This is a genomic window from Methylovirgula sp. 4M-Z18, assembly GCF_037890675.1.
In the GTDB taxonomy this organism is placed as follows: Bacteria; Pseudomonadota; Alphaproteobacteria; order Rhizobiales; family Beijerinckiaceae; genus 4M-Z18.
The window spans coordinates 3,809,890-3,830,468 of record NZ_CP149574.1; the positions used below are offsets into that span (position 1 = coordinate 3,809,890).

The 20,579-nt window shown below is 62.3% G+C and carries 19 protein-coding genes; 8 read left to right on the plus strand and 11 right to left on the minus strand.

What is annotated here, in order from left to right; genetic code table 11:
• Positions 1-9: 9 nt before the first annotated feature.
• Positions 10-1,233 (plus strand): MFS transporter, encoded by a 1,224-nt coding sequence (locus tag V9T28_RS17560; RefSeq protein WP_116402522.1) that lies wholly within the window; start codon positions 10-12, stop codon positions 1,231-1,233.
• Positions 1,234-1,279: 46 nt separating this feature from the next.
• Here V9T28_RS17560 and V9T28_RS17565 read toward each other — a convergent pair whose 3' ends face one another.
• Both V9T28_RS17565 and V9T28_RS17570 read right to left on the minus strand, forming a co-directional pair.
• Positions 1,280-2,317 (minus strand): aldo/keto reductase, encoded by a 1,038-nt coding sequence (locus tag V9T28_RS17565; protein WP_116402521.1) that lies wholly within the window; start codon positions 2,315-2,317, stop codon positions 1,280-1,282.
• 18 nt (positions 2,318-2,335) lie between these two features.
• Positions 2,336-3,520 carry an MFS transporter gene (locus V9T28_RS17570; protein WP_116402520.1) on the minus strand — a complete coding sequence of 395 codons (1,185 nt, stop codon included), beginning with the start codon at positions 3,518-3,520 and terminating at the stop codon, positions 2,336-2,338.
• 101 nt (positions 3,521-3,621) lie between these two features.
• Here V9T28_RS17570 and V9T28_RS17575 point away from each other — a divergent pair, with 101 nt between their 5' ends.
• On the plus strand, positions 3,622-4,527 hold the full coding sequence (locus V9T28_RS17575; protein ID WP_116402519.1) for a LysR family transcriptional regulator: 906 nt from the start codon (positions 3,622-3,624) through the stop codon (positions 4,525-4,527).
• 9 nt (positions 4,528-4,536) lie between these two features.
• On the opposite strand, the gene V9T28_RS17580 is transcribed toward V9T28_RS17575, so the two are convergent.
• Together V9T28_RS17580 and V9T28_RS17585 are read right to left on the minus strand one after the other, a co-directional pair.
• Complete coding sequence (locus V9T28_RS17580) at positions 4,537-5,418, minus strand: NAD(P)-dependent oxidoreductase (RefSeq protein ID WP_116402553.1); 882 nt, start codon at positions 5,416-5,418, stop codon at positions 4,537-4,539.
• Positions 5,419-5,471: 53 nt separating this feature from the next.
• Positions 5,472-6,095, minus strand: coding sequence for a TetR/AcrR family transcriptional regulator (locus V9T28_RS17585; protein WP_116402518.1), 624 nt, complete (start codon positions 6,093-6,095; stop codon positions 5,472-5,474).
• 137 nt (positions 6,096-6,232) lie between these two features.
• Between V9T28_RS17585 and V9T28_RS17590 the strand changes: the two genes are divergently transcribed.
• Positions 6,233-6,883, plus strand: coding sequence for a DapH/DapD/GlmU-related protein (locus tag V9T28_RS17590; protein ID WP_116402552.1), 651 nt, complete (start codon positions 6,233-6,235; stop codon positions 6,881-6,883).
• A gap of 28 nt (positions 6,884-6,911) precedes the next feature.
• Here the strand turns inward: V9T28_RS17590 and V9T28_RS17595 are convergent, their stop codons facing one another.
• Together V9T28_RS17595 and V9T28_RS17600 are read right to left on the minus strand one after the other, a co-directional pair.
• Positions 6,912-7,748 (minus strand): aldo/keto reductase, encoded by an 837-nt coding sequence (locus V9T28_RS17595; protein WP_116402517.1) that lies wholly within the window; start codon positions 7,746-7,748, stop codon positions 6,912-6,914.
• Between the two features lie 26 nt (positions 7,749-7,774).
• Complete coding sequence (locus tag V9T28_RS17600; RefSeq protein ID WP_116402516.1) at positions 7,775-8,620, minus strand: helix-turn-helix transcriptional regulator; 846 nt, start codon at positions 8,618-8,620, stop codon at positions 7,775-7,777.
• Between the two features lie 94 nt (positions 8,621-8,714).
• Here V9T28_RS17600 and V9T28_RS17605 point away from each other — a divergent pair, with 94 nt between their 5' ends.
• On the plus strand, positions 8,715-9,611 hold the full coding sequence (locus V9T28_RS17605; protein ID WP_116402515.1) for an SDR family oxidoreductase: 897 nt from the start codon (positions 8,715-8,717) through the stop codon (positions 9,609-9,611).
• 49 nt (positions 9,612-9,660) lie between these two features.
• On the opposite strand, the gene V9T28_RS17610 is transcribed toward V9T28_RS17605, so the two are convergent.
• Positions 9,661-10,554, minus strand: a complete 894-nt coding sequence (locus tag V9T28_RS17610; RefSeq protein ID WP_116402514.1) for a LysR family transcriptional regulator — start codon at positions 10,552-10,554, stop codon at positions 9,661-9,663.
• Between the two features lie 138 nt (positions 10,555-10,692).
• Between V9T28_RS17610 and V9T28_RS17615 the strand changes: the two genes are divergently transcribed.
• Complete coding sequence (locus tag V9T28_RS17615) at positions 10,693-11,631, plus strand: ring-cleaving dioxygenase (RefSeq protein ID WP_116402513.1); 939 nt, start codon at positions 10,693-10,695, stop codon at positions 11,629-11,631.
• The gene (locus V9T28_RS17620) at positions 11,628-12,260 is read left to right on the plus strand and encodes an alpha/beta hydrolase (protein ID WP_116402512.1); all 633 of its coding nucleotides are present in this window, start codon (positions 11,628-11,630) and stop codon (positions 12,258-12,260) included. Before V9T28_RS17615 ends, V9T28_RS17620 begins: the two co-directional genes overlap by 4 nt.
• A gap of 73 nt (positions 12,261-12,333) precedes the next feature.
• On the opposite strand, the gene V9T28_RS17625 is transcribed toward V9T28_RS17620, so the two are convergent.
• The 3 genes from V9T28_RS17625 to V9T28_RS17635 form a co-directional block, all read right to left on the minus strand.
• A complete protein-coding gene (locus V9T28_RS17625; protein ID WP_116402511.1) occupies positions 12,334-15,489 on the minus strand; it encodes an efflux RND transporter permease subunit in 3,156 nt (1,051 codons plus the stop codon).
• 3 nt (positions 15,490-15,492) lie between these two features.
• Positions 15,493-16,617, minus strand: a complete 1,125-nt coding sequence (locus V9T28_RS17630) for an efflux RND transporter periplasmic adaptor subunit (RefSeq protein WP_116402510.1) — start codon at positions 16,615-16,617, stop codon at positions 15,493-15,495.
• A gap of 223 nt (positions 16,618-16,840) precedes the next feature.
• A complete protein-coding gene (locus V9T28_RS17635) occupies positions 16,841-17,305 on the minus strand; it encodes a hypothetical protein (protein ID WP_245424223.1) in 465 nt (154 codons plus the stop codon).
• 385 nt (positions 17,306-17,690) lie between these two features.
• Between V9T28_RS17635 and V9T28_RS17640 the strand changes: the two genes are divergently transcribed.
• Entirely contained in the window at positions 17,691-18,365 is a 675-nt protein-coding gene (locus V9T28_RS17640) for a peroxiredoxin-like family protein (protein WP_116402551.1), read from the plus strand.
• A 26-nt stretch (positions 18,366-18,391) separates the two neighbouring features.
• Here the strand turns inward: V9T28_RS17640 and V9T28_RS17645 are convergent, their stop codons facing one another.
• Positions 18,392-19,288 (minus strand): LysR family transcriptional regulator, encoded by an 897-nt coding sequence (locus tag V9T28_RS17645; protein ID WP_116402508.1) that lies wholly within the window; start codon positions 19,286-19,288, stop codon positions 18,392-18,394.
• A gap of 199 nt (positions 19,289-19,487) precedes the next feature.
• Here V9T28_RS17645 and V9T28_RS17650 point away from each other — a divergent pair, with 199 nt between their 5' ends.
• Positions 19,488-20,447, plus strand: coding sequence for a helix-turn-helix domain-containing protein (locus tag V9T28_RS17650; protein WP_116402507.1), 960 nt, complete (start codon positions 19,488-19,490; stop codon positions 20,445-20,447).
• Positions 20,448-20,579 lie beyond the last annotated feature (132 nt).

The window sequence follows — 20,579 nt, forward strand, 5'->3', positions numbered from 1 at the left end:
CTGACCAAAATGTCGCAACCCGAACAGAGCAGCACCGCCGGTGCTGTTCCGCAGCAAAATGTGGACTCGATCTCAACGCTCATCGGCACGTTGGCGATCGCGACCGGCGCGATTGTCGCCAATCTTTATTATGCCCAGCCCCTGGTCGCGAAAATTGCGCCTGAAATCGGCATCGGCCCCAATTTGGCCGGGCTGATCGTCAGCCTGACGCAGATCGGCTATGGGCTCGGCCTGATTCTGCTCGTGCCGCTCGCCGATCTCATCGAAAATCGCATTTTGACGCTGACGACGCTCGCCTGCGTGGTCGTCAGCCTCCTGACCGCAGCCATGGCCCACGGCGTTTGGCTCTTCCTTTTCGCGTCGCTCGCCACGGGGGTCTTTTCCGCCGGGGCGCAGATCCTCGTTCCCTTCGTCACGCATTTCGTGCCGGTGCATCGCCGCGGCCGCACGGTCGGCCTGGTGATGGCGGGATTGCTGACCGGCATCATGCTGGCGCGCCCGGCGTCCCTTTTCATCGCGGCCGAGTTGAATTGGCGTGCCGTCTTCTTTGCCTCCGCGGCGCTCATGTTGGTGATCGGCCTCGTTCTTTGGCGCATCATGCCCGCCTATCAGCCGGCGGGCACAAACCACTACAAAGCCGTGCTGTCCTCGCTGCCCGGACTGGTGCGGCACACGCCCGTCCTACGCCGCCGCGCGACCTATCAAACGCTGCTGTTCTGCGCTTTCAATCTCTTCTGGACGGCCGCGCCGCTGATGCTGGCGGAACGTTTCGGCCTGTCGGATTACCAAATCGGATTGTTCGCGCTGGCGGGGGCCGGCGGGGCTTTCGCCGCGCCGCTTGCGGGACGGCTGGCCGATCACGGCTTCGGCCGGGCCGCAACCTTCGGCGCGATGGGCTCGCTGGCCCTCGCCTTCCTCTGTACGGGTTGGGCGACAGCGGCATTGTCGCTCGCCATCCTAATTGTCGCGACGCTGGTCATCGACGCCGCGGTTCAGACCAATCAAATCGTCAGCCAGCGCGCCATCTTTTCGACCCCGCCAGCGGTCCGGGCGCGCGTCAACGCCCTCTACATGACCACGGTGTTCATCGGCGGGGCGACGGGCTCGGTGTTGGGGACGCTGACCTATCACGCCGGCGGATGGATCGTCACAGCCGCCACCGGCGCAGCCTTAGGCCTTGCCGGGCTCATCGCCTTTGCTACCGACAAGCACAATCATCACGCCGCCCACTGACTTGCAATGCAGCCTCGCGATGACGCGAAGCTGCAAGCTGCCCTCTTTATCCTGCGATCGGCGGATTGAGACGCGCGAAGCCCTCCAGAATCCGGTAGGGATAATGGGGATACGGCGCAGGGGCTTTGCTTGCCGCGTCGAGCCTTGCCACCTGATCCGAGGACAGCGCCCAGCCAACCGCACCGAGGTTGTCGCGCAATTGCGCTTCGTTGCGCGCGCCGATGATGATCGACGAGACGGTCGGGCGCTGCGTGAGCCAATTCAGCGCGATTTGCGGTACCGTCTTGCCGGTTTCCTTGGATATGTCTTCCAGCACGTTAATAACGCGATAGAGCAGATCGTCATGAACCGGAGGCCCAAACTGCGCCGTTTCATGCAGCCGGCTTTGCGGCGGCAAGGGCGCACCGCGCCGGATCTTGCCGGTGAGACGGCCCCAACCCAACGGGCTATAGACAAGCGCGCCCAACCCTTGATCGGCGCCAAGCGGCATCAAATCCCACTCAAAATCGCGGCCGACCAGCGAGTAGTAGACCTGATTGGCGACATAACGCGGCCAGCCGTATCGCTCGGCGACCGCCAGCGATTTCATGATCTGCCAGCCCGAGAAATTCGACACGCCGACATAGCGGACCTTGCCGGCCCGCACGAGCGTATCGAGCGTCGCGAGGACCTCCTCAACCGGCGTTCCGGCATCGAAGGCGTGCAGCTGAAGAAGGTCGATATAATCAGTCCCAAGCCGCGTCAGCGCCTCCTCAACCGCCCGGATCAATCGGAGCCGCGAGGTGCCGGCATCGTTCGCGCCATCCCCCATCGGCAGGCCAGTCTTGGTCGACAGGAGGACCGCGTCGCGGCGCCCTTTGACGGCCGCGCCAAGCACCTGTTCGGACGCACCCATCGAATAGACGTCGGCCGTATCGAACAGATTGACGCCCGCCTCGAGGCAGATATCGACGAGGCGGCGCGCCTCATCAGCATCGGTGTTGCCCCAGGCGCCAAACAAAGGCCCGGAGCCTGCAAACGTGCCCGCACCGAAGCTCAAGACTGGCACTTTGAGGCCGGAGCGGCCAAGAGAACGATATTCCATCGGATGTCCTTTCGCGGATTATGAATTGAATTGGTCAGCAGGTTGCGGCGCGATCGCGCGTCGGTCGGCATTCATCGCGATAAAGGCGACAACGATGGCCGCAGCCGGAAAGAGAGCGGCCACCAACGGTACAGCGGCGAGGCCGGGACCATGGTCTATCGCCATTCCGCCGGCCCAAGCGCCGATGGCATTGCCAAGATTGAAGGCGGCGATGTTGAAACTCGACGCAAGGCTTTGGCCAGCGCCTTCGGCCTTGGACAGCACCCATATTTGCAACGGAGCGACTGTCGCAAAACCCGCTGCGCCGAGAAGCCCTGTGAGCGCGATCGCCGTGGCGGCCAAGCGCATGCCGGGCATCATCAAGGCGAGCACCAAAGCAAGCGTGGCCAATGTGCCGAACACCGTGGGAAGAAGGCTGCGGTCGGCCAGCTTGCCGCCGACCAGATTTCCGATCATAAGGCCGCCGCCGAAGACGAGCAGGATTGGCGACACGGCCGCTTCGCTGAAGCCACTCATTCGTGTCAGCATCGGCGCGATATAGGTGAAGACTGCGAAGACACCGGCATAGCCGAGCACGGTGGTCAAAAGGCCCAGCAGCACGGATGGACGCAGGATCGCGGCGATGTCCGCGCGCCAATCGCCGGCATCGGACGGCGCCTCCTCCTTCGGCACCAATGCTGCGATGATGGCGAGCGCAACGAGTCCGACAAGCGATACGGCCCAGAAAGTCGCGCGCCAGCCCAAAGACAAACCGATCCAGGTGCCGAGCGGCACGCCAAGGATGTTGGCGACCGTCAATCCGGTGAACATGATCGCAATCGCCGAGGCCTTGCGGTCTTCAGGCACAAGGCTTGTCGCCACCACGGAACCGACTCCGAAGAACGTGCCATGCGCGAGCGCGGTCAGGACCCGCGCCGCCATCAGCAATCCATAGGTCGGCGCCAGTGCGCAGGTCGCATTGCCCAGGGTGAATACCGCCATCAACCCGATCAGCACGGTCTTGCGCGGCCACCGCGCCGTGAGCACGGTCAGCACCGGCGCGCCGATGACGACGCCGAGTGCATAGCCGGAGATCAGCAGGCCGGCCATGGCGATCGAGACGCCGAAATCGGCGCTGACCCCAAGCAGCAATCCCATGATGACGAATTCAGTGACGCCGATGCCAAAGGCCCCGGCCGTCAGGGCATAAAGAGCCAGCGGCATGGTCAAAATCCATAGTTGTGATGTCTGGGCAGGAGATAGACCGCGCCATCTATGTGATGTAGTATGCCGATTAGAACATCACATATGAATTGAACTATCGAATGGCGCGCATCGAGATCAATCGCTCCGGCGAGATGGAAATCTTCGTCCGGGTGGTCGAGCAAGGCGGTTTTTCGGCCGCGGCGAGACGCTCGCACATGACGCCATCCGCCGTGAGCAAGCTCGTCGCGCGACTGGAGACCCGGCTCGGCGCGCGGCTCGTCAATCGCTCGACCCGCGCCTTCCAACTCACCGCCGAGGGCAGCGCCTTCTACGAACGGGCGACGCGCATTTTGGCCGATATCGAGGATGCCGAGCGCGGCGCAGGAGCGGGCGAGCGGCCGGTCGGACGCATCCGGGTCAACACCAGCGCGTCCTATGCGACACATATTCTCGCGCCGATCCTGCCGGAGTTTTTGGCGCGTTATCCGAGGATCACGCTCGATCTCGTTCAGACGGACATGGTTGTCGATCTGCTCGCCGCACGGACGGATGTGGCCATCCGCGCCGGACCGTTGAAAAGCTCAAGCCTGGTTGCGCGCAAACTCGGCGAAACGGCGCTGACAATCGTCGCCGCGCCGGCCTATCTCGCGCGCTTCGGCGAACCGAAAACAATCGACGATCTCGAAACGCACAATCGCCTGGGCTTCGGCTACACCCGCATCGTAGACGGCTGGCCGCTGCGACAGGGCGATGAAGCAATCCTTGTCCCGGCCACGGGCCGGATGCAGGCGAGCGATGGCGAGGCTCTGCGCCACCTCGCCCTCAGCGGTTGCGGCCTGGCGCGGCTGGCCGCGTTCACCATTCGCGACGACATTGCCGCAGGGCGTCTCGTGCCAGTGCTGGAAGATTTGAACCCCGGCGATCGCGAAGCTTTTCACGCCATTCATGTCGGCCAAGGCGGCTTGCTGCCCTCGCGCGTCAGGGCCCTTCTCGATTTCCTCGCCGAAAAGGGGCGCATTGAATAGCGAAGTAAATCAGGACTCTTGCGCGGCCCGCCGACCGGCAACCCGCGAGACAGCAGCCCAATCGAGATGGCCCTCGCCATGGGCCAGAGCGTCGAGGTGATTGTCGCGCAGCACGCTGGCGAGCGGCAGCGGAACGTTTACCGTTTCGGCCGCTTCGAGCGCGAGCTTGATGTCCTTGGCGCCGAGCGACAGTTTGAAACCGGCCGGCTCGAACCGTTCCGCCGCCATGGCACCGCCATAGCCCTTATAGACCGGCATGGCGAAAGCCGTGGATGTGACGAGATCGATGAAATCGGCCTTGGCGACGCCGAAACCGCGCGCAAGCGTAGCCGCCTCGGCCATCGTGCCGATGGCGCTGCCGATCATGAAATTCACCGCCAGCTTGACCGCATTGGCCTGGCTTGGCCGCTCGCCGATGCGCCAGGTTTTCTGGCCGAGCACATCGAACAATGCTTGCACGCGCGCGAGATCCACAGGCGCCCCAGCGGCGAGAATGTTGAGCTGGCCGGCTTCGGCCACATTGACCCGCCCCAGCACCGGAGCGGCGATATAGCCGATCCCTTTTTCTCGATGCAGGCGTTCGCATTCGTCGGCGAAGGTGACAGAAACCGTTGCCATATTGATGTGGATCGCACCGGGCTTCAAAGCGTCCAGCACGCCGCCATCAAGGACCGCGATGCGCGTCGCTGCATCGTCGGCAAGCATGGAGATCAGGATGTCCGCGTTTTCCGCGGCCTCCCGCGCGGACGCCGCGGCCTGCGCACCCGCAGCGCGGAGCGCGGCGACCGGATCTTGCGACCGGTTCCACACCTGCAATCGATAGCCCGCTTTGAGCAGATTCATGGCCATCGGCTTACCCATCGTGCCGAGACCCAAAAATCCAACGTTCAACATGATAACACTCCGTATTTTTGGAAATGATCAGTTCCGAATTAGGAACAGAATTACATGATCGCCGTGAGAGCGAGATCCACCACCGCCTGCATGTCAGCGCGAGTCCGGCCGGTCTTACCCACGACGCGCATGCCCTGCGTCAGGCAAAGCATCATGCGTGCGGCGGCGCGTGCGTCGATATGGGCGGCGATTGACCCGTCTTTCTGGCCGCGGCGGACGAGTTCCATAAGCAACGCTTCGTTCCGATCGAATGCCGCCGCAACATCCCGAGCCATGTCGCGGGAGAAAGCCGATAGTTCTGTCGCTCCCGTCACGACGAGACATCCCCGCCGCCCTTCTTCGCCGTGCGATGATTGGACGTAAAAGCCGAGCGCCCGCCGCAATTGTGCAAGACCGGAGCCTTCGGCACCGATGACTTTGCGCAACTTCTCGGCCCGCGTCGCCCGGTAGCGCTGCAAGGCCGCGAGAAACAATCCACGTTTATCCTCGAACGCCTTGTAAATGCTTCCCTGTGCAAGATTCATCGCGTGCGTGAGGTCGGCGATCGAAGTGCCGTGAAAGCCGCGCTCGGAAAAGACCTTCGTGGCCTTGTCGAGCGCCTTCGCAACATCGAATTCGCGCGGCCGCCCAGGGCTTCGGGATAAAGATGCAGTTTGTCGTGCCGGCTTCGCCATGCCGCACTATAGGAAATGATCGTTTCCTAATCAAGGCGGCGAATTGCCGGAGGCTTCGGCGTGATATGGCCGTCATACACGCAGTGATAGATTGCGTCTTTTCTCTCGAAAACACCGAAGTGCGAAAGGATCATCAAATGGGCGAAACGCGGCAGGCGCGGCCGAAAATCAGCGAAACAATCATTGCGCCGAGCGTTCAGCTTCGCGACACGCAGATCGGCCGTTGCTGCGAGATTCTCGACGACACGGCGATCGAATATTCGGAGCTCGGCGATTTTTCCTATCTCGGCCCACGCTGCATGATCGCCGATGCGCAGATCGGGCGGTTCTGCGCGATCGCCGCACAGGTCCGCATCGGCGCACCGAACCATCCCATCGATCGCCCGTCGCTGCACCGCTTCACCTATTGTCCCGAATATTATTCGGCGACGGCGCAGCGCGATCACAGCTTTTTTCACAACCGGCGCGAGGATCGCGTGATCATCGGCCACGATGTCTGGATCGGTCACGGCGTGATCGTGCTGCCCGGCGTAACGGTGGGGCATGGCGCCATTCTGGCGGCAGGCGCGGTGGTCAGCCGCGACGTCGAGCCTTACACGATCGTCGGCGGCGTCCCGGCACGACAGATCCGCGAAAGATTCCCCCGTGATGTGGCGGCACAGCTCGCGCGTATCGCGTGGTGGGATTGGCCGTTCGAAACGATCCTCGCGCGATTACCGGATTTCCAATCGACGAATATCGAAGCCTTTTGTGCGCGATGGGCGCCCGAAACGGCCGCCGTCGACTGAGCTGTCGCGTCCACGCGGCACACGCCGTTCAGATCATCTCCAACCCCCGTTTGCGGCGTGGCGGCGGGAAGGCTGCGTCCAGCTTGGCTTTGTCAGCATCAGTGAGTCGGACAGCCAAGGCCCCCAGATTCTCCGCCACACGTGCGGGATGGCTGGTCTTTGGGATCGCGATGACACCGGGCCTTTCCAGCACCCACGCCAGCGCGATCTGCGCCGGCGTCGCGTCATGGTCGCGGGCGATGGCCTCAAGCACCTTGTCGCGCGTCAGCGCGCCTTGTTCGATCGGCGAATAGGCCATGATGGGCATGGAGCGCTCCTGGCACATGCCGATGAGATCATATTCGATGCCGCGCCGCGCAAGATTGTAGAGCACTTGATTGGCCTGGCATCCGGCGCTGAGTGTTTCCATCTCCCGCAGATCGTCGACATCGAAATTGGAGACGCCCCAGCGCAGAATCTTGCCATCCCGCTGCAGATCCTCGAATGCGGCGATGGTCTCGGCCAAAGGCGTCCCGCCGCGCCAATGCAGCAGATAGAGATCGAGCCGGTCCGTCCCGAGCCGCTTCAAACTGCCCTCACAGGCGCGGATGGTCTGCCGATGGCCCGCATTCGACGGCAACACCTTGCTGACGAGATAGGCCTGATCGCGGCGCCCCGCGATCGCCTCTCCCACCACCCGCTCGGCGCCGCCGCTGCCGTACATTTCGGCGGTGTCGATGAGCGTGACGCCAAGATCGAGGCCAGCCCGCAAGGCCGCGACTTCCGCTGCCGCTGCCGAGGCCGCCTCGCCCATGTTCCAAGTGCCGAGGCCGAAGACCGGCATGGTCGAACCGTCAGGCAGCTTTGTCGTCGGAACTGTCGTCATACGTCGCTCCAAAAGTTTCACTCCACTTACGCGGACGCAGTTTCCCGCGTGGCCATGAGCGATCTGATTCGATCGGCGTCGTCCGGCGCCACTGGATTATGGACCACCATCGTCAGATCGGGCCGGCCATCGACGGCGAAGGCCGAATATTCGAAGGCGAGCGGGCCGAGAACCGGGTGCCGGATGTGCTTGACACCCTCGCCATGGCTGCGCACGTCATTGTCGCCCCACATCGCCTTGAACTCTGGGCTGAGCCGGCAAAGTTCGGCGACGAGCGGCTCCACCTCCGCCGCGGCTCCGGCGCGGGCCGCGTCGACCCGGAACGCACCGACCACGAAGCGCGCCACGCTCTCCCAATCGTATTGCGCGGCGCGGACACGCGGATCGAGGAAGATGAAGCGCAGGACATTGCGCTGCTCCGGCGGCAGCGCGCCGTAATCGGTCAGCATCACGGTCGCCGCCCGGTTCCAGGCGACGACATCCCATATGGCGGTCCGGATGAGGGCGGGGCTTGGGTCGAGCGCGTCGAGCACCCGTTGCAGCCGGGGTGTCACGCCTTCGTCTCTTCTGTAGCGTGCCTCCGGCGGATGCCCCAGGCCGAGCAGGTAAAGATGCTCGCGCTCGACATCCGTCAGCATCAGCGCCCGGGCGATCCGGTCGAGCACATCGGCCGAAGGCGCCCCGCCGCGGCCTTGCTCGAGCCACGTGTACCACGTCGCGCTGATATTGGCCCGCTGCGCCACCTCTTCGCGGCGCAGGCCAGGGGTCCGGCGGCGCTCTTGCGAAAAGCCAAGCGCCGCCGGATCGAGCTTTGCCCGACGGTCCTTCAGATAGGTCCCGAGCAGGTTGTCGTGGCTGAAAGGCTCGTTCATCGTATTAGCAATTATAATATGATAATGTCACTACTTTACCAGGATATCGTAAAGATCGACATTTGTCTCCCAGGAAATGAAGGAGACTTTGCCCATGCGTGTATTTGTTACCGGCGCGACGGGAAATATCGGCTCGAACGTCGTGAAGGAATTGATTGCGGCCGGCCATCAGGTTCTCGGCCTCTGCCGTTCGACCGACAAGGCCGCGGCACTGGCAGCTACCGGCGCCGAAGTCTATCATGGATCAATCGAAGACCTGGACAGCCTCAAGGTGGGAGCGGCCCAAGCGGACGGCGTCATTCACCTCGCCTTCAACCACGATTTCTCGCGATTCGTCGCGAATTGCGAGGATGATCGCCGCGTGATCAAGGCGCTCGGCGCGGCTCTTGCCGGCTCCGATCGGCCCTTGATCGTGACCTCCGGGACCCCGATCGCCAACACTGTCCCGGGTCAACCGGCCAAGGAAGACAATGCGACCGTCGGCAGCGACACGCATCCCCGCGCAATCTCGGAGGAGGCCGCCGCTGCAGTCGCCGCGAACGGCGTGAATGTGTCGATGGTGCGCCTCCCGCAAGTTCACGACCCGGTCACGCAGGGGCTCATCACGCCGGCGATCAAGATGTATCGCGAAAAGGGCGTGTGCGCGTACATCGGCGACGGACTCAATCGCTGGCCTGCGGCGCATGTTCTCGACGTCGCCCGCCTCTACAGGCTGGCGATCGAAAAGGCTGAGCCAAACGCAAAGTATCATGCGGTCGCGGAAGAAGGCGTGCCGATGCGCGAGATTGCCGAAGCCATTGGTCAGCGCTTGAAGCTGCCGGTCAGGTCCATCGCGCCAGACGAGGCGCAAACCATTTTCGGCTGGCTCGCCATGTTTGCGGGGCACGACATGCCCGCCTCGAGCGCACAGACGCGGCAAAAGCTGGGATGGGAGCCGGCCGGGCCGGGGTTGATCACCGACCTTGAACAATTGCGCGTCGCCGACGCCTAAGATGCTCCGATAATGACTCGGATCGCCCGATAGAATCGCAAATACGCGGCTATCGGGCACGCGCGCCAAACCGTTCGACCAGAAAGTCGATGAACAGGCGCACTTTGACCGACAGATGCCTCGTGGACGGATAAATGGCGTAGAGGGTCAGCGGCGGTGCATGATAATCGTTTAGAACGGTCTGCAGCGCGCCGCTTTTCAGGGCGGCTTCGCCAATGAATGTCGGAATGAGCGCGATGCCGCGTCCGCCGATCGCCGCATCGCGCAGCACTTCCGCATTGTTCACGCACAACGACCAGACGGGATGGATCCAATGATCCCCGTCTGCGCCGGTGAGTTTCCATTGGTTGCCGGTCAGCAGAAGGCCATAGGTGAGAGCGGCATGCTCGCGCAGATCGCGCGGATGGGCGGGCGTTCCATGCCGCGCGAGATAATCAGGCGAGGCGCAGATGACACGATCGATGGGCAGAATCTTGCGCGCGATCAGGCTGGAGGATTCCAGTTCCGCAATCCGTAATGTGACGTCGAAGCCGTCCTGAACGGGGTCGACCAATTCGTCGGCCAGCACAAGATGGAGCTGAATCTGCGGATAAAGTTCCATGAATTTCGCAATCACCGGGCCGAGCTTGAGAGTCCCGAAGGACATCGGCGCATTCACGCGCAGAAGTCCGCGCGGAACGGCTTGCGCCTGAGACACCGCCGCATCCGCGGCATCGAGCTCCGACAAAATCGCGAGCGCCCGTTCAAAATACGTCTGGCCGTTTTCGTTCGGGCTCGCATGGCGCGTGGTGCGGTTGAGCAGCCGGACACCGAGGCTCTCCTCAAGCTCCGCCACATATTTGCTGACGGCGGAGCGCGACAATCGAAGCTGGCGCGCCGCTTCCGAAAAACTGCCCGTTTCGACGACTTTTACGAAGGCCCGCAGGCTATTGACCTTGTCCATGCCGATTCAGCTCCGACTCGCTATTGTCGCCAATTCGTAGACAGAGAAGGCACATAACCATGGATTGTTATTGAATCATAGTCGTCCAATATTCAGCGCAGACGGCCCGGCAAGGCCGAAACATCAAGGAGGCACACTATGTCCAGCATCCACCACGTGACGGCAATCGCCGGCAACTCGCTGAAAAACTTCAACTTCTACACGCGCGATCTCGGCCTGCGCTTCGTCAAGCGGACGGTCAATTTCGATGATCCCGCGACCTACCATTTCTATTACGGCGACGAGACCGGCCAACCCGGCACGATCCTGACCTTCTTCCCCTGGGAAGGCGCTCCGGCCGGACGCCGCGGCGTCGGCGAAACCCACCAGACCGCGTTCCGCGTGCCGTTGAGCTCGCTTGGCTATTGGACCCAGCGGTTGGTCGAAAAAGGCATTGCCCATGACGCGATCGAGAAGCGCTTCGGCGAACAGGTCTTGTCGTTCACCGATCCGGATGGAATGGCGCTTGCGCTTGTGGGCGTTGCTGGTGCCGAGAACGAGCCGGGCTGGAGCAACGGCGACGTACCGGCCGAGCACGCGATCCGTGGCTTCCACGGCGTGACGTTGCTGCTCGAAGATGCCGCGAAGACCGGCGCGATCCTGACCGACGTGTTTGGCCTGCAGGAGATTGCGCGCGAAGGCTCGGTCATTCGCTTCAAGACTCCGGGCGACGCGCTTGGCGGCATCGTCGACATCTACGAGGCCAAGGGCTTCCTGCGCGGGCGCCAGGGCCGCGGGTCGGTGCACCACATCGCCTTCCGCGCGGCGGATGACGCCGAACAGGCCGAAATGGCGCGCAAGCTCATCAATACCCATCGGATGCATCCGACGGAACAAAAGGACCGCAACTATTTCCGCTCGATCTACTTCCGTGAACCTGGCGGCGTCCTGTTCGAGATCGCGACCGACGATCCGGGCTTTGCCGTCGACGAACCGGTGGCAACCTTGGGACAGGCGCTGAAGTTGCCGGCGTTCCTCGAGCCGCATCGCAAGGAAATCGAGAAGGTTCTGCCTTCCTTAGGAGAAACGGTGTCATGAACCAGGAAACCAATTTCGTCTACCGGTTCGAGGCTGGAAAAGAGAGCGGCGCGCCGCCTCTTCTCCTGCTGCACGGCACCGGCGGGGACGAGAACGACCTGCTGGGTCTCGGCGCCAATGTGTCGCCGGGATCCGCGCTGCTTTCGCCGCGTGGACGGGTGCTGGAACACGGCATGCCGCGCTTCTTCCGTCGTCTCGCCGAAGGCGTGTTCGACGAAGAGGATGTGCGGCGGCGGGCCAACGAACTGGCGGATTTCGTCGACGAGGCGCGGCAGCGTCACGGCCTCAACCGGCCTGTCGCGCTGGGCTATTCCAACGGGGCAAATATCGCGGCAGCCGTGATGCTGCTGCGCCCCGACACGCTTGCGGGCGCGATTCTGTTCCGCGCCATGGCACCGCTGTCCGATCCGCCGCACGCGAACCTTGCGGGGCGCCCGGTGCTCATCACCTCGGGCCGGGTCGATCCGATTGCGCCGCCGTCCAACGCGGCGGGACTGGCCGAAACGCTGCGCGAGGCCGGTGCCACGGTTACGCACGAGGTCTTGCCGGCGAGCCATCAGCTCACGCACACCGATCTCGACATCGCGCGCGACTGGATCCAAAAATTGTCCACGAGCGCATTCGCCTGATCGAACCTTCGGACCGAGCGGTGCAGCTTATAACTGCACCGCTCCATCGCTCTCAAGTGACAGCCACGATTGTTTAGGAAGAATGTTGATCGGGCGTCGAGGGGGTGGCCGTGGGGCCACCAACCCCTTTCTTGACGCGTTCGCGCATTTGCTGAAAGACAACGTAAAGCATCGGAATAACGAAGATTCCGATGATCGACGCCGCCAGCATCCCACCAAACACAGGTGTACCGACGTCGCGGCGGCTCGCCGATCCCGCGCCGGCGGCGATGACGAGCGGCAGCAATCCGAGAATGAAGGCGAAGCTCGTCATCATCACCGGGCGGAAGCGGAGGCGTGCGCCGGCGATCGCCGCGTCATGAATGGACTTGCCATGGAGTCTTTGCTCGACCGCGAATTCCACGATGAGGATGCCGTTCTTGGCCGCAAGCGCGATCAGAACGACAAGTCCGATCTGTGAGTAGACGTCGAAACTGCGCCCCGTCAGCACAACGGCCACGATGCCGCCCAAAATGCCGACGCTCACCGACAACAACACGGGAATGGGAATATTCCAGCTTTCATAAAGCGCGACGAGAAAGAGATAGGCGAACAGGAGCGCAAGCCCAAGAACGACCGTTGTACCGCCGCTTGCCGCTTTTTCCTGCAATGCCGTTCCCGTCCATTCAAAACTATAGCCGGATGGAAGCGTCGTGCTTGAGATACGTTCCATCGCACCGAGGGCCTGACCGGAGCTGGAGCCAGGTTTGGCTGCGCCATTGATGATGGTGGATCGGTAGCCGTTGTAACGAATCAAGAGCTGCGGCCCCTGGACGAGTTTCGGCTGTGCAAGCGCGTGCATGGGCACCATCGCGCCTGCGGCGTTGCGGACGTATATATTCGATATCTGGTCGACCGATTTCCGGAACGGCGTGTCGGCCTGCACGTTGACTTGCCAGACGCGGCCAAACGTATTGAACTCGTTCACGTAATAGCTGCCAAGCGTCGATTGCAAGGCACTGAAGATATCGGCGATCTTCACTCCCAGGACTTGCGCCTTGTCGCGATCGATATTGAGATAGACCTGCGGCGTATCCGCCGCGAACGTACTGAACACGCCGGCAAGTTCGGACTGTTGGTTGGCAGCCACCACCAAGCCCCGCATGGTCGAGGCAATATCGCTTGGAGGCTGACCTTGCAGACCCTCCATCACGTATTGGAAGCCGCCGGTGCTGCCAAGACCGAGGATCGGTGGCAGATTGAAGGGAAAGACGGTCGCCTGTTGAATGCTTGCCAATTGCGGCCGCAATTTTTGAATGATCGCCGCCGCGCTCTGCGATGGATCAGTGCGTTGCGCGTAGGGCTTTAGGCTGACGACAAAAAAGGCCTGGTTCGACGTGGCAAGGCCATCAATGAAATCATAGCCAACCACCGATACCACGCCATCGACTCCCGGTATCGGACGGATAATATTCTCGACCTGCTCGACCACGGCCTGCGTGCGATTGACCGATGCGCCTTCCGGCAGCTTCATGGCGGCGAAAAACGCGCCTTGATCTTCCTCAGGCAGAAAGCTCTGGGGTGTCTTGGTGAAGAGAAAGCCCGAGGCCGCGCCCACACCGATCACGAGAACAACACCGAGAATCGCGACGCGTACCAGGCGAGTCACAATCCACGCGTAGCCGTCGCGCGTCCGGTCGATGACGCCCATCACGAGTTTCATCGGGCCGCGGCTGATCGTCCCGCGCTTGATGAGCACCGAACACAGCGCCGGACTGAGTGTCAGAGCATTGAGCGCCGAGATGAGCATCGACACCGAAACCGCAACAGCGAATTGCCGGAACAATTGACCGCTGATACCTGGTATGAACGCAACCGGCACGAACACAGACAAAAGCACCAGCGTGATCGCGATGATCGGCGCGGTGATCTCTCCCATCGCCTTCTTTGTCGCCTCGGCGATTGTGAGATGCGGCTCCTCCTCCACCACCCGCTCGACATTCTCGATCACGACGATCGCATCGTCCACAACGATGCCGATGGCAAGCACGAGGGCCAGCAGCGAAACCGTATTGGCCGTGTAGCCGATCATAAACATCACGGCAAAGGTGCCAATGATCGAGACGGGTACGGCTACCAGCGGAATGAGTGTCGTCCTGAGTTTACCCAGGAACAGAAACACCACGACGCCCACAAGCGCAAACGCCTCGCCGAGCGTGCGGATCACCTCATCGATCGTCGCCGTCACGAACACGGTCGTATCGAAGAAGACACCGTAGGTGAGATCGTCGGGAAAGCGTTTCGCGAGCGTATCCATCGCCTGCTTCACGGCCTTGGTGACCTCGACCGCATTGGCGCCTGGCGACTGATAGATGCCGATCGCAGCCGTCGGTGCGCCGTTGAACCGCGTGTATCGATCCGATGACGCTGCGCCGATCTCGACCCGCGCCACGTCTTTGATCCGCACAACCGATCCGCCGGGATTCGTGCGCAGCACAATGTTCGCAAATTCCTCCGGCTTGGCGAGGCGTCCTTGCGTCTTGATGGTCAGCTGAAGCTGCTGATCTTTCGAAACCGGCGCGGCGCCAACGCGCCCGAGCGCTGCCTGAACATTCTGCCCGTTGATCGCGTCAATGACATCGTTGGGCGTGAGGCTCAGCGCGGTGAGCCGATCGGGGTCCAGCCAAACCCGCAACGAATAGTCGAGCGGACCGAACAGGCTCGCCTGACCGACGCCTTTGATGCGCGACAACGTGTCGAGCACGTTGATCGTCGCATAATTGCTCAGGTAAAGGGAATCGTAGGTCCGATTCGGCGAATAAATCTGCAAGACTTGCAGCAAGGCCGCGGATTTCTTGCGGATCGTCAGGCCTTGCCGCGTGACCTCGGACGGCAGTTGCGGTTGCGCCAGGGCCGCGCGATTTTGCACATTGACCGTATTGATATCAGGGTTGGTGCCGAGCGCGAAGGTGACGTTCAACGTATAGCTGCCGTCGGCGCCGCTGGTCGATTGATAATAAAGCGCGTTGTCGACCCCGTTGATCTGCTGCTCGATCGGTTGGGCGACCGTTGTCTCGACCGTCTCGGCATCGGCACCCGGGTAGGTTCCGGTCAGCGTCACCTGGGGCGGAACGATGTCGGGAAATTGCGCCACGGGGATCGACGTGATCGCGATCAACCCCGCCAATGTGATGACGATCGAGATGACAAAGGCGAGCCGCGGGCGGTCGACGAAGATGGCTGAGATCATCGCTCAGCCCCCGTTGCGCGCGGCGATGGGCGTTGCATCGACCTCTTGGCCGGGTCGAACCTTTTGCACGCCATCGACGATCACGGCCTCTCCTTGCTTCAATCCCGAATTCACGACCACATCCGGGCCGGTGGTCGCTCCCGTCGTGACGCGCCGTATTTCGACCTTGTGCTCACCATTGACGATCAAGACGTAGCTGCCGGCCTGATCGATCTGTACGGCCGCCTGGGCAACAACCAATCGCGGCTGCTGCTCCCGCTCCTTCACCTCAACCGTCACGAATGTTCCGTCGATCAATTGCCGGTCGGGGTTGGGCAGGGTCGCCCGCATCAGCACAGTATCGGTCTGCTGGTCGACCTGCGGGTCCGTATAGTTCCAGACGCCCGGATGGCTATATTCCTGCCCGTTCGAGAGACGAACCAAGACTTCGATCTTTATGAGCGAGCCGCTTTCCTGCTGGCGTGCGGCCCTTATGTTCGCGAGCTGGCTGACGCTGACGGGGAATTGAACGTAAATCGGATCCTGGCTCACGATCGTCGCCAAAACGCCGCTGACGGCGTTGACGAGGTTCCCCTTCGTCAAGGCCGTCAGCCCGATCCGGCCGTCGATCGGCGCTCGGATGTCCGTATAGCCCAAATTTTCCTGAGCGATCGTCAGCGCGGCCTTGTTCTGCAGAACGCTTGCCTTGGCGCTGTCGAGACTAGCCTGGTTCGTATCGACCGTCGCTTGTGGGCCCGCTTGCGTTTTGACGAGTTGAACGCTGCGATCATATTGCAGTTGCGCGTTCACCTCCTGGGCCTGCGCCGCAGCGACATTGGCCGAGGCCTGATCCACGCTCGCCTGATATTGCGTCTTTTCGATTTGATAGAGCAGATCGCCGCTCTTCACGTCTTGCCCTTCCGTGAACAGGACGTTTTCGAGATAGCCTTCAACACGGGCCCGCAACTGCACCGTATTGATCGCCTTGATCCTGCCGACAAAATTGTAGGAATTCGAAACGCCCTTGGTCTCGACCGATTGAACGCCGACGGCGGCGAGTGCGGTCGGCGCGGCAGGCTTTTGCTCCTGATTGCAGGCCGTCAGCAGGCCCAAATTCGCAGCAAGTATTAAGGCGTACCATTGTCTCATGGCGGCGTTACCCTCGGTGCTGAATGGCCGAATTCGTTACGATATGTGCTTTCCGGATTTTGTCAAAAGCCGATGGCTTGTGCTGGGCGGCAGGCGGGACCTCGTCATGTCCCCGAAAATCACGAGGCTCCGTATTCCTTATTCATCCAATACTGCCGGCAGATGACGAAAGATCACGTCCGAACGGCGGGAGCTTTATCCATGCGAAGCCACACCCTTAGCTCTACGCCATTCGCGAGCCAAAACGCTTGAAACAGAGGACCCCGGCCACGATCGCTGCGACGAGCAGCGCGACTTGCGCGACAATGAAAGATGGCTCCGTTTGAGTCGGCGCCAGGTCATGGAGAAACCCAATTTTCTGGAATGATTGCACCACCGCGACGAAAGCGTTCAAGTAGAGCGCGGCAAGCGCCGTGCAGACATAAATGCGCCGCCAAACACCGGCGAGGCCAAGGACGTAGAGCGCCACGCACGCAAATGCGAGAAGAACAAGCGACAAAAGACCAACGACGCGAGGAGGGTCAAAATCGAATGGGGGGATGAAGAAGCCCGTCACACTCGTCAGAATCGTCGTCACGAGAAACAATCCCGTCCATCCGCTCGACCGCCCATCGCTGAGCCATCCGTATAAAACGACAAACCCCGAGACGAGTCCGATCAGGCTCAGGATAACGTGAATCTGCACCATCATGCGCCCCCCATTCGATGCCGCACCACAACGCCTCGGCGGCGCTGTTCCACGACAATGCCGCCTTATCTATCTGCTGTTCGCGAGCCTCAGATCAACCCTTGACGAAGGCTCAAAGGTTCACGCCGGAGATGCCGGCGTGGAACGTAGTGAGGCCCCGAAGATAGCCAGGGTCAGTTTTCTGTCCACCAGTGTTGAGCAGTTTGATGGCGAAGTGTGCTGTCGTCAATCGGGACGATACGATCATCCTCGCCGTGCCGGTGAGGATCGCTATCGCCGACCTCATTCCCGGCGGGAATGAATGCTAGTCCGGCGCCGCCGCTACCGGACAACGCGCGCGCGCGGCACTTTCATCTCATCGACGCACACCACCCAGGAGATGAAAATGTCGCTGCAAGCCAAACTCGATGCGTTCAAAGCCGACTTCGAGGCCGGCAAGCCGCCCTACAACGTGCCCCGGTCCGTCGTCGAAACGATGCACCGCGCAACGGCCGACCTCGAAGCCTCGGGCGCCGCCAAGCGCGCCCTCAAGGTTGGAGACAAAGCCCCCGCCTTCACCCTCAAGGACTCCGAGGGCAATGACGTATCCTCCGTCGACCTGCTCAAGCACGGACCGCTGATCGTGAGCTTCTATCGCGGCGTCTGGTGCCCCTATTGCAATATGGACCTCAAGGCCCTGCAGGAGGCGCTGTCGGAATTTGAGCGGCGCGGCGCCAATCTGGTGGCGATCTCGCCGCAGACGGCGCCGAACAGCCGGAAGTCGCAGCGGCAAAATGGGCTGACTTTTCCCATTCTCTCGGACCCGCACAATGACGTCGCGGCGGCCTTCGGCTTGCGGTTCGAGCTTCAGGACTATCTGGTCGATCTCTACAAGAGCCTGAAAAATGACCTGACGAGCTTCAACGGCGACTCGAGCTGGACCCTGCCGATGCCGGCCCGTTACGTGATCGCGCCCAACGGCACGATCCTCTATGCCGACGTCAACCCGGACTATACGATCCGGCCCGAGCCTGAAGACGTGCTGCCCGCGCTCGACAAGGCTGCGACCGTGACCGCTTAACCGACCCCGGGGCCGCGCCCGTTCGTTCAGGGGTGCGGCCCCCGATGCAAGACTTCATCGACAAAGCCAACGAAGGTACGAGCCTTCGTGGTCGCGGTACGCCCGGCGGGAAAGACGGCCCACAAATCGATGCTCGGCAGATGCCAATCGTCGAGCACCGTTCGGACCGTTCCGGCGGCGATCTCAGGCGCGAACATCCACTCGGATCCAATCGCAAGGCCCGCATCCGCCAGGACAGCGGCGCGGACCCCTTCGGCTGCGGTCACGTGCAACCGACCGCGGACCGTCACCGCGACCTCCGCCCCATCGCGCCGAAAGGTCCAAAGGGCACCGCCGCCGCCCTGCGTGTAAATGATGACCTCATGGGCAATCAGGTCCTCCGGAGCATTCGGCGTTCCGAACTTTTCGAAATAGGCGGCGGTGCCGAGCACCACCCGTCGCCCCGTCAGGATGCGCCGCGCGGTTAGCGCTGAGTCCGGAAGCTCCCCCATGCGCAGAGCGACATCGATACCCTCCTGAACGAGATCGATATTCCGATCGTCGAGAACGACCTCCATGTCGAGGCCAGGATGCCGCGCGAGAAATTCGGGAAGATGCGGCATCACGTGGATGCGCGCGAAGGTCACGGCCGCGCAAACCCGCAGCTTGCCGATCGGCCCCGCGCCGGCGCCGCGCGCGCTCAACTCCGCCTCGTCCGCCTCTTCGATCGACCGCCGGGCCCGTTCATAAAAGCTCAGGCCCGCTTCCGTCGTTGTCAGCCCCCGCGTCGAGCGGACGAGCAGCGTCACCCCAAGCCAGGCCTCGAGCTGCGCGATGGACTTTGAGACGGCGGGCTGCCCGACGTTCAGGCGGCGTGCCGCAGCCGAGAAGGATCCCGTCTCAACGACCAGCACGAAGGCCTCCATCGCCGCCATTCTGTCCATGCCCATCTCCCGCAGGAATGACCCCTCCCACCCCACGCATGCTGCCACATCGCTCGGGGAATAGCCATTCACGCGGCTGGCCTGGCACTCCGGAGGACAAGCGCTCCGCAAAAGGAGGTCTGTACGAACCGCGGTCAATTATTTATATTTTGGCAAAAGCAATGATCTCGGTATTATCCGAGCCGTTTTGGGAGAAGCGATGAACACACCCGTTCGTCGACACCAGGATCTTGTGCAAGCCGCGATCACGTCGCATGGCGCGGCGCGCTCTGCCCTCGTCGCCTCCTGGCAAAGATCCGTCGATCTGCATCATCTCGATCCGGCGGCACGGACCTTGCCGAAGCGGCTGAGCGACGCGGAACTCAATGCCGCGCGGCAAGCCATCGAACCCTTGGTCGGCGCGGCGCGGGAGACCCTCGATCGGCTCTATCTGGCGGTCGGCGGCGTCGGCTGCTGTGTGCTTCTGGCCGATCGCGGCGGCATTCCGGTGGAGCGGCGTGGCGCCCCTGTCGACGACGAGACGTTCCGGAACTGGGGCCTGTGGACCGGCTCGGTCTGGAGCGAGGACGCAGAAGGCACCAACGGCATTGGCACCTGCCTCGTCGAAGAGCGTTTGCTGACGATCCATCGAGACCAGCATTTCTTCACACGCAACACGGCCCTCTCGTGTACCACCGCGCCGATCTACGATCACCAGGGCCGGCTCGCCGCGGCACTCGACGTATCCTCCTGCCGAGCCGATCTGACGGAGGGCTTTGCCAACCTGATCGCCACGGCCGTGGCAGACGCGGCGCGCCGCATCGAGGCAGAGAATTTCCGTCTCGCCTTCTCGAAAGCGCGCATCCTGATGGCGCCCAAGGCGGACCGGGCCGCCACGGCGCTGATCGCGGTGAACAGTGACGACATGGTCGTCGGGGCGACGCGCGCCGCCCGTGCGGCGCTCAATCTCTCGCCTGAGACGCTGGCAGCGGGCATCGCGGCGGCTGATTTGTTCGATGAATCCAGCCGCACAGATCTCCTGCAAGCCGAACGCGCCGCCCTGCAGCGTGCGCTCGCCCAAGCCGGCGGCAATGTTTCCGCTGCGGCGCAACGCCTCGGCATTTCCCGTGCCACCTTGCATCGCAAGCTCAACCGCTCGGGCGTCAAGCGCATTCACTGACCATATCGACGGCCGATGTGTCGCACATCTGCGACACTTCCGGCCTCCTGGATATCTCGCCCCCCTGGCCGGTTTCCGGCATGCAAGCCATCCTCTTTGCCAACAGCGCCACCATTTCGCGGCGTCGTTACA